This is a genomic window from Shewanella sp. SM32 (assembly GCF_025654235.1).
Classification (GTDB): domain Bacteria; phylum Pseudomonadota; class Gammaproteobacteria; order Enterobacterales; family Shewanellaceae; genus Shewanella; species Shewanella oncorhynchi.
In genome coordinates this window covers 92,600-102,049 of sequence record NZ_JAKKRO010000010.1, presented here as the reverse complement: position 1 = coordinate 102,049, position 9,450 = coordinate 92,600, and the positions used below count along the sequence as shown (strand labels likewise).

General features: G+C 47.2%; 7 protein-coding genes. 2 read left to right on the top strand and 5 right to left on the bottom strand.

All coding sequences use genetic code 11. The features are described 5' to 3' along the window. Nucleotides 1-192: transposase (locus L5M10_RS06420; RefSeq protein ID WP_263255047.1), on the top strand; the 192-nt coding region annotated here is incomplete at its 5' end. A gap of 513 nt (nucleotides 193-705) precedes the next feature. After that, complete coding sequence (locus L5M10_RS06415; protein ID WP_105250244.1) at nucleotides 706-1,197, top strand: TIGR00645 family protein; 492 nt, start codon at nucleotides 706-708, stop codon at nucleotides 1,195-1,197. A 117-nt stretch (nucleotides 1,198-1,314) separates the two neighbouring features. Here L5M10_RS06415 and L5M10_RS06410 read toward each other — a convergent pair whose 3' ends face one another. The 5 genes from L5M10_RS06410 to L5M10_RS06390 all read right to left on the bottom strand — a co-directional run bounded on the left by L5M10_RS06410 (nucleotide 1,315) and on the right by L5M10_RS06390 (nucleotide 9,417). Further along, nucleotides 1,315-2,559, bottom strand: a complete 1,245-nt coding sequence (locus tag L5M10_RS06410; protein ID WP_263255046.1) for a dicarboxylate/amino acid:cation symporter — start codon at nucleotides 2,557-2,559, stop codon at nucleotides 1,315-1,317. Nucleotides 2,560-2,960: 401 nt separating this feature from the next. Next, nucleotides 2,961-3,833 carry a Wadjet anti-phage system protein JetD domain-containing protein gene (locus tag L5M10_RS06405; RefSeq protein WP_263255045.1) on the bottom strand — a complete coding sequence of 291 codons (873 nt, stop codon included), beginning with the start codon at nucleotides 3,831-3,833 and terminating at the stop codon, nucleotides 2,961-2,963. Continuing rightward, on the bottom strand, nucleotides 3,821-5,041 hold the full coding sequence (locus L5M10_RS06400) for a phosphoenolpyruvate carboxylase (protein WP_131525493.1): 1,221 nt from the start codon (nucleotides 5,039-5,041) through the stop codon (nucleotides 3,821-3,823). Before L5M10_RS06400 ends, L5M10_RS06405 begins: the two co-directional genes overlap by 13 nt. A 48-nt stretch (nucleotides 5,042-5,089) precedes the next feature. Next, on the bottom strand, nucleotides 5,090-5,743 hold the full coding sequence (locus L5M10_RS06395) for a hypothetical protein (protein ID WP_006080105.1): 654 nt from the start codon (nucleotides 5,741-5,743) through the stop codon (nucleotides 5,090-5,092). After that, nucleotides 5,743-9,417 carry an ATP-binding protein gene (locus tag L5M10_RS06390; RefSeq protein WP_263255044.1) on the bottom strand — a complete coding sequence of 1,225 codons (3,675 nt, stop codon included), beginning with the start codon at nucleotides 9,415-9,417 and terminating at the stop codon, nucleotides 5,743-5,745. The genes L5M10_RS06395 and L5M10_RS06390 overlap by 1 nt, the downstream gene beginning before the upstream one ends. Nucleotides 9,418-9,450: the final 33 nt, after the last annotated feature.

Below are 9,450 nucleotides of genomic sequence, written 5' to 3'. Positions count from 1 at the left end.
TTACGTTTGCAAAACGACATCAATGTTCTAAGCCAGCTACGTTTAGGCCAAAAAGTCCACTTCAAGGCCAAAGAAGGCCAAGTGTTCGGCGTGGTTATCAAAATCAACAAGAAATCAGTGATGGTGGTCAGCGATGATAACCGCCAGTGGAAAATCCCACCAGGACTGGTGCAGATCCTGAAAGACATCTAGCCAGGATGCTTGGCCGAAATCTATAAGGCGTCAATACGTCCTAAAATGGACGCTTACAGCTAAAGCACGTTGTTGACGGTATTCGATTAATTGTTGGTCCAGTGATTTATGTTGCATGATTAAGCCTCCTTGTTTAGATGACTTAAGTATCTGCGTAAAATGTCCATCACGGCAGTGTGAGTTGTCAGCAATCTAGGATGACAAATGTCACTTCCTTCATCAAAGCCCTAAAATGCCGAGAAAAATGATCATCCATGGCTGAATTTGCTTGGTATTAGGTTGAAAAAAGCGACGATCAGACATATCAAAGGCAGAGCAAATAAAACGATGTGGCGCTACTAACACCTAACATAGGGTTAAATAACCACAGAGGTTACAAAAAAAACACAATAACAGCATGTAACTCACGCCCTTGTGATTGGGTAATAGCGCGCATAAAGTGCATTATGTTACTGTTTTAGTCATTAGTGACTCGATTTTTTACCGCATTTTAGATAAAGGGTTTAATGGATTATGGAACAAATATTTGAAAAATTAATGTATGCATCGCGCTGGATTATGGCGCCAATTTATTTGGGACTCAGCTTTGTTTTATTGGGCTTAGGCATTAAATTCTTCCAAGAGATCTTCCATATTCTGCCGATCATTTTTGAGATGACTGAAGTGGATTTAGTGCTGGTGACCCTGTCCTTGATTGATATCACCCTCGTGGGCGGCCTGATTGTGATGGTGATGTTTTCTGGCTACGAGAATTTTGTCTCGCAGCTGGATGTAGGCGAAGACAGTGAGAAGCTAAGTTGGCTGGGTAAATTAGATTCTGGCTCACTGAAAAACAAAGTGGCGGCGTCGATTGTGGCGATTTCGTCGATTCACCTACTGAAAATCTTTATGGATGTGAAGAATATCGATAACGACAAAATCATGTGGTATCTGTTAATACACATCACCTTTGTATTATCAGCCTTTGCCATGGGCTATCTGGATAAAATTACTCGCACTAAGTAATGGGCTAACATAGTTGATGCGAACCTAGCAACGCATCAATACCAGCATAGAGAATATTAAACAAAAGCCACTGTTTTCAGTGGCTTTTGTTTTTATAGAATACGACTTAGTGGCACATTAACTCTTCGCTGACTCAAGCTGATGCACTTTCTCGGTTTGATCCACTATAGTCAACACCGCAGTATCACCAACCACGTTACAGGATGTCAGCACCATATCAATAATCCGATCTAAGGCCGCCACTATGGCAAAGGCTTCTATCGGTAAACCCATTTGATGGATTAACACACCTATCATCACCATGCCGCCACCGGGAACACCACCCGCACCGACAGATAATAGGAAGACACTAAATAACAACGAAGGCAATTGCTCAGTGGTAATAGGCATGCCAAAAGCGTTGGCGACAAAGAAAATCGCAATAGTGATATAAATCGCCACACCGCCCATGTTCATGGTCGCACCCAACGGTACGCCAAAACCAGCAACAGCACGGTTCACGCCTAACTTGTCCGTTAAAGTACGCATGGTCACGGGAATAGTCGCATTTGAGCTTGCGGTCGAGAGTGAAAACAGCACTTGCTCTTGGGTCTTCTCGCGGAAGGTTTTGGCTGAAATTGGGGTAAATATCCCCACTACCATAGGATAAACCACAAAAATCCACAGTAGCAGCAGCGCGAGGATCAGCACCATATACTCAACCACACTCATAAACACACCGGCATCTAAGGTCGCGCCGAGTTTAAACATCAAGGCAAATACACCATAGGGCGCAAGACTCATCACCACAGAAATCAGTTTCATCATGATTTTATTGGCGGTTTGAAAACCTTGGACAGCACCCGCAACATGCTCCCCAAGGGACTTAATCACACCGCCAAGCAACAAGGCCATGAAGATCACTTGTAGCATATTGCCCGACATAAAAGCCGTCACAGGATTACGTGGGACTATGTCGATCACCAGCGCCATCAGGCTTGGCAACTCTGTTGCGGTAATGGCTACGCCGTCTGTGCTGCTCATATCCACGCCTTTACCGGGTTCGAGTAGCAGTGCCACTAATAATGCGGTCGCGATTGCGACAAAGGTATTGATGATATAAAAACCGAAGGTCTTACCGCCCAAGCGGCCAAAACTTTTGAGATCTTGCAGCTCACAGACACCACAAACGATGCTCACAAACACGAGTGGCACCACCAGCATCATGATCATATTGACGAACATAGTACCAACGCCACCGGCAAGCTCGACTAAATTACCCGAGAAAAAACCGATATCGTTTAAGAAGTATTGCACTATTGTGCCGAAAATAAGGCCGGCAAACAGACCAATAAAGATCCGCGTCGAAAGTGATTTCATCATGCTTGTGATTTCCCCAGAAAGGTCATTTATTTGTTATTCATCTTCCATGATGAGCACAATTGCCAATCCATTTTTGGCTCAGGCGGGGATAGTGAAACATGCTAGCCGTTAATTCAATGAATAAATTTCATTTTTTCATCTTGAATTAAGTTAACACCATCACAGAAAAACAGTAATAAACTGATTTTAAATCATAAAAAATTCATCAGCACAATATTTAAGCACTAACAAAATATATTTAAACCAGCATAAACAAACAAAATAAACACAAAATAACATCAAATTAAACACATAAGAAACAATAGCCAGATAAATCTCAGACTTAATAACTGAATTTAAATTTATAACAGGATTTAAAACCAGTTAATTACAGTAAAGCAGAGAGATGAAATGGATGACAGCTAAATATATGGCACTAACACCAGTTCAAGTCCGCGAGCCAGCAGGTGTTGCTGTTTGATACTAATCTGGTGTTGATTTAACCAAACGGCTAATTTTTGCCAATGCTTTAACTCGGTATTTTGTAAATACTTAACCTGTTTCGCTTGCTTGTCGAAATCATCAGTAGAATTAATTTGTGCTATTGCCAATAACTCAGCAGGTGCTGTCAGCACAAGTTGTGGCACAAGGCAGTGGGTCACGCCCGTTAAGGTATGGGCGATTTGTAACCCTGCGGGATCTAAGTCGGTAAAGGCAATGATCGGCAATTTATCTGCCATCGCTTGCAAAAAATGCCGCACGCCAATCGGGGAATGATGACCGCTACCACGGTAGATAACCATCACATGAGTTAAATCCTGTGGCAAACGCGCTTGATGGATAACATCAAATACATCTAAATTTTCAACCACTAGGATGGCTGCGACATTGAGTTCATGGCAATGCTTTTGTGCTTCATCCAAAGGAATACGCAGTGATGTGCGTGTTGAAATTCCAGTTGGTGAAGATTCGAAACTTAGATACTTCATCAAAACGTATTCGGCTTCAGGACGGATCTTAGCGAGCTTTTCATCGTGACTTTTGGCAGACATAGTCATGCGATCGACATTAAAATCAAGCTGCCTTAAATCAAGCCCCATTAACGCCAACACGCTTTGCCTTAGCAGTTCAAAATCTTTGGGCGCAAAACACAGATACTTTTCGGATTCATCTAACTCACCCACTTCTAACTCGCGATGAATCGCGCGCCAGTTAGCCGTGAGCTTAACCTTGGGAGAACGCTTAATAAAAGCGTTCTCCAACAGTTGTAATTGTTGCTGGCCTAGGCGAGCCATAACTCAACATCGCGAATAATAAAGTTGCCGCTATAGATGGGATGCGGTTCGCCCAATGGCTCAAGCTCAAAATAAGCTTTGTGTTCATCGGGCAGACCTTCGTAGCCACCAATCACTTGATAAATCCAGCTTTCAGCGTCCCAAGGCAAAGCCTTATCAGCCAGATATTCCAGCGCAGATTGACGCAGGCCAGACTCAATTACATCGACGAAATACTCATCCACCGCTTGTTTGAGTGGATTATCCGGCACATCGAAGTCTTCACTTTGGGTGATAGAAACGGACACATCATGCTCACGCACAGCCGCAATCACAGGATGGCGGCTGATGGCTTTAATGTGCGCGACTATGCCCATCAACTCCAGTTCTTGGCTGGCGTTATGCACATCTACCGCAGCAGGCGCGAGCAAGATTTCGGCGCGATTGAATAGACTCGGGATTTCCTTGTGGGATACATGGTCCGCAGGCCGATAATCCGGATGCAAATCAGTGTAGAGCAACCAGCCCTTGAGCAAACGGGTACGGCCACGGATTTGTCTGAAGCGACCTAAGAGTTCGAGTAAACGCCCCTGCACTACGCTCAGTTCCTGGGCGCAGTCGCTCATGGTTTCCTGCAAAGTCGTCACTAAGAGTTTGCGCAGTTCACGGATATCGCCAGCGATTTCGCCTAGCTCACTAAACTGGAACATCTCTAAGCCATTAAGCAATTCAGACACTTGGCTTTGAGCTAATTCGTTTTCGCGGATCTTAGCGTTGATCGTACCAACGTAACCGAACTCGTTATTGATCCGGCCCCAGAGCACACGGATCGAATAACGCAGACTGTCGGCGAAACTATAAACATGTTCGCTTAAATCGGATAAATAGGCCTCAGCGGCGCTGTAGTCTGAGCTATGACGCGCCTCTTTATAATGATCGGCCAAGGTTTTAATCGTGGCTAAGGCCGAACCGACATTAGAGTCGATTTGGCGATTGCGCTCGTCACTTAAGCCTTCTTCGAGCAAGGCTCGCACAGAACGCTTAAGCCGCAGCTCCTGATCTGGCTCTGGCCGCCATAAAATCCCTGCCTGTTTAAGCTTTTCGACCACGCTTGGATCGTGCGCATCCTCGTTAAGAGAGCCCGCCAAATAGGTATCCATAATGATGTCAGCATGGCGACCTAACTGCTTGAGCAGTTTCACACCCGCCTGATGTAAGTTACTGCTCATCATGGCCTCCTTGGTCGCAGCTTTTACCTAGGTTTAACAGTGCCAACATTAGATTAAGTCCCGCTGAGTCGCCGTTTCCGCCTGCGCTTCTAGGCTTAGGCCTTCGGTTTCGTCGATAAACCGAATGACTTCATACAAATAATCCAGCTTGCCCGTGGCGATATAGATTTGCTTCTCCGCATTGGGGCGCACTAAATAGCCGAGTTCGACTAAGCGTTTGAAGACTAACTTGATTTGCGCATCGCTGTTGGTACTGGTCGAGCCAAATAAACGATATTGGCTGAGTTTGGCTAACTGCTCACGAAACGCCGGCGTGTCTTCGATGCGGCTTTGCAGCTCGGTTAAACGCACGGGCGCACCTTCGCTCAGCGGCGCATCTTGGCCACTGGCCTCCTGCACTAATACCAACCATTCCACCAGCGGGATCAATGCCTGACAGATATCTTTAAACTGCGATGAAATCACTTTACGTTCGCTATCGCCGAGCTGCAAATAACCGCAGAAGAACACATCACCTTCGGCGGCAGACGCCACGGTACGGTTGATCTGGTTTAAATAGGCTTCGACCCGCTCGCGGGTGCTGCTATTTTTAAGGGCGCGCCAACCTTCTTCATTGGTGGTGCGGCAAATAAACTCGCCCTTGAGTAACAGCTCAATCAAAGCGCCAGTGCCAACTAATACGGTTTGGGTTGCATCACTCATTAGATGGCCTCCTTCGACAAACGCTTATTCAACATGTCTGCAATTGGGTTGACCTTAGGCTTCACCACCTGTAACTTCTTAGTTTGTTTGTTGATAATGTAACGGTTGGCGAACAAGTTCAGCACCTCAGACTCAGGGTTCGGGAAGGCGCCCAGCACACAAATATTATTGTTTTCGCAGGCGTCGAAAATCTTCTTCACGTTGGTATGGTGCAAAGTGCCCAACTCATCAATTGGCCAGTGAATGGTCACATCGGCGCGTCCACGCAGCAAGCGCGTGAATGCCAACAAGAACTTACACAAAATCAGATACGCCATACCGTGACTTGAGGATTCGTTAAGCTGTCTGTCGGTGCGGATAATTAAGTCGCTGTTACCTTCTTTGAGGCGCAGCTCGATTTCCAGTAACTTAGAGATTCCCCCCGTTAATGCGGCACGGCCGATAATGTCTAAGGCGCGGCGCATGCTGTTGGTGTAATCCTCATCGGGCAAGCCATTAAAACCATCGGCTTTCCAATGTTTAAAGGCTTTGACGAACTGTTCAAGCTCAGGCCAGAACTCTAGCTCACTGATACGCGAGCGAATACGCACAGCCGATTCAGACACGCCATCGAGGAATAACTCTTCGCCCACTTCGCGGGTAATACGCGCACTTTGGGAGGCAATGCGGCGGTCGATATCGGCTAACACATCGTAGAAAGCGGTTAAGTCGACGCCGAAAATCCGCCCCTGCTCACGCAGCGCAGTAATCGATTGCGGCACTATTACGTTCAGCAATTGCTCAAGCTGTGGCACTAACTTACGGTAATCCAGCAGACGAATGCCTTTGTCGTTGATAAAGCTCGATTCTTCGCGGGCACGCTCCCAGGTTTCGGCAAGGCCCGAACCTGACTTGCTGGCGATCACTGAGTCGAAATGCTCCACATATTGCTTCACCGAACCCATCAAGTAATCGCGTTTTAGCAGTAAATCTTCACCTTGGCGCAGGCGCTCACCTAGGCTGCCTTGGGCTTCTTCGTTATTGGTCGGTAACTTAAGCTCGGCCAATTTGCGCATTACGGCGCGTAACTTCGTTAAGTTTTCAGAAGCTTCAACCTGCGCCGCATCGGACGCTTTACGCTCGGTTTCAAGTTGTTGACGACGGGCCTTAACATCCTGAGTTTTCGCCTTAAGCTGTTGATCGATTTCCGATACCGCACGCTTCACATCGCTAAGCTGAGTTTGCAGTTTAGGTTTGCGCGCAAGCCAAGTGTGTTGATACCAATCGTCGAAGCGCAGTACGTCGCTGCGACGCTGCTCGGCGCGGCTGATTTTGGTTTCTAACTCACGAATTTGTTGCTTGAGTTTGAGGATATTATCCTCATCCACACCACGGGATTTAAGCTCGTTTTTGTACCAAGTCTCGCAGGCTTTCTGCTCGATTTTGGCACTTTCACGGCGCCCTTCAATGGTCGCTTTAATTTGGCCGAGTTGATTGTCGAGCGCGCCGATGACTTCCTGCCAATAGGCATTCTTTTCCATGCGCGCTTCAAGCGCTTGCTCTTTTTGATCTTCGAGCCAGAGTTCGTGCTGATGTTTAAGCTGTTTTAGCTCACCATCGAGTTGAGTTAGTCTTTGTCCCGCATGGGCTTTGCGCTCGCTCAATGCTTTGTTGATTTTCTCTTGCTCGCTGCGCTTTTCATCAAATAGGCGACGCAGATCGTCACGGCTATTTTTGTAAGCCGTGCGGGCAAAGGTCAGTTCACGGCTAAGATTATCCAACTCGCCATTAATGGCCACCAGCTGAGATTCGGCCTCGGCCTGCATTTCTTGGGCACTAGTGTGGGCTTCTTCGGCTTTGCTTAACCGAATACGCAGCTCTTGTTCGGAGGCGGCATATTCAGGCACATCGATCGCTTTAAGATCTAAATGCACGCCAAAGAAAGCTTCGCTCGATTCAGTCACTAAGCTTGGATGTAAATCAGTGCGATGCAGTAGTTCAGGTGCGATCACTTTCCCTAAACTTTGCTCCCAGCCTTGGGCTTCTTTACGCAGAAACTCCAATAGGGTGTGAGATTGCGGGAACAGCATATGGTGCAGTTCATCCAGCGCAGTTTGACGCTCGTTCACCCTTAAGGTGGCGATACGCAAGGCTTCGTTGGCTTGGTCACGTTTGGCTCTGAGCTTGCGTTCATCGCTACTTAAACGTTCAACCTTGGCATTGCAGCTTTCTTGTTCTTCGTCGGCGCGGTGAATACGTTCGTCGAAAATCGCGAGACTCAGCTTTTCTTCTTCGGTGTAAGTCACGCCATCAACACGCAATTTAAGCTCGGCGGCAGTGAGTTTGAATTGGTATTCCTGCTCGCTAAAGCTAGCCTTGCCCGCATCCATTTGGTTGCGCCATTGCAGCTCTAGGGCGTCAATATCGGTGCGCGCCACTTCACGTTGCTTATCGCGGGCTTCACGCTGCTTGTCTTGGTCGCTATGCAGGCCTTCAAGCTCGCGGTTTAACTGCTCGCCAATCTTACTGCGACGGGCATTGTACGCCGCCTCAATGTCTTGGTGCTTCTCGGTTTGCAGCTTATGGCGTTCACTTAGGTTTTCAACATCGGTGCGCCAGTTCGGCAGCATCTCAAGATCGGCCTTGGCTTGCTCTATGTTGGCATCTAAAAAGGCAGCATGCTGATCTTCAATGGCATCGAGCTCATACTCGCACTTTGCCACATCGCCCTTAGCTGCCGATAAATCGAGATTGAGCTCATCGCGCTGCTCTTTCCATTCATCATCGAGCAATCTTAGCTTTAAATTCAGTTCTTTAGATAAGGTTTGCTGAATATCTTGACGATCGGCTTCTAAGGTTTCATCGTTGCGATAACCACGGGATAAACTCGATAAACGCAGTTCGGCGCTAAGCAGTTGGTTAAATTCTTGTTCGAGTTTTTCAAATTCAGGACGAATAACTTCAAAGCCTTGGATAAGTTGGCTCTCACGGATCCACGCCTCAACGCGCTGCGGATTCAAACGTGAGCTGGGCGGATTAACCCCATCTTCCTCTAAAATGGCGGCGATCATGGATTTGACCGTCTCCATCTTGCCTTCTTTGGAGTGCACCGCTTTAGCGAGTTTTTCGATGTGGCGCAGGGAATGCTCGCCCTCACACAGGGCAAATTGGCGTGCATAACCGCGTAGTTCACTGCGGTTGCTGCCCGTGCTTAATAGGGTGCGATCGTTTTGAATAATGGCGCGATATTCACGGGTATTAAGCAAATTAGTGGTGGCGATGCCGGCACGTTTTAAATCACGGCCTAATTCCGCCATGGTGTGGCACAGAATAGTGTCGCCATTTTGCGATTTAATATAATCGCTTAGCTCAAAACCTTTGGCGATAAAACGATAGTTAACGCCCTTCCCATCGCCCGCAGAGGCCAACACGGCTTGATACAGTAAGCCATCGGCCTTTTGATATTCGTAAATGATGTAGCTTGAATCGTGTGGCAAATACCAACGCTCGAAACTGTCGCGGGTCGAAGGCACCACGCGGCTTGGGTATTCACCATAAAAAACAGGGACTAGACGTTGTAATGTCGTTTTACCCGAGGCGTTAGTACCACAAATGTTGGTATGACCATTGAGGGCGAGTTCCACCACGCCCGGAAGGTGCGTATCAATCAGCACAATACGAATCAAGCTTGCCATTTCATTCCTTATGCAAACAGGAGAGTCTTATCT

Bases quoted from the DNA above. Each gene is read 5' to 3' on its own strand.
- L5M10_RS06410 (WP_263255046.1), bottom strand. From the start codon at position 2,559: ATGATGAAATCACTTTCGACGCGGATCTTTATTGGTCTGTTTGCCGGC.
- L5M10_RS06395 (WP_006080105.1), bottom strand. From the start codon at position 5,743: ATGAGTGATGCAACCCAAACCGTATTAGTTGGCACTGGCGCTTTGATT.
- L5M10_RS06405 (WP_263255045.1), bottom strand. From the start codon at position 3,833: ATGGCTCGCCTAGGCCAGCAACAATTACAACTGTTGGAGAACGCTTTT.
- L5M10_RS06390 (WP_263255044.1), bottom strand. From the start codon at position 9,417: ATGGCAAGCTTGATTCGTATTGTGCTGATTGATACGCACCTTCCGGGC.
- L5M10_RS06400 (WP_131525493.1), bottom strand. From the start codon at position 5,041: ATGAGCAGTAACTTACATCAGGCGGGTGTGAAACTGCTCAAGCAGTTA.
- L5M10_RS06415 (WP_105250244.1), top strand. From the start codon at position 706: ATGGAACAAATATTTGAAAAATTAATGTATGCATCGCGCTGGATTATG.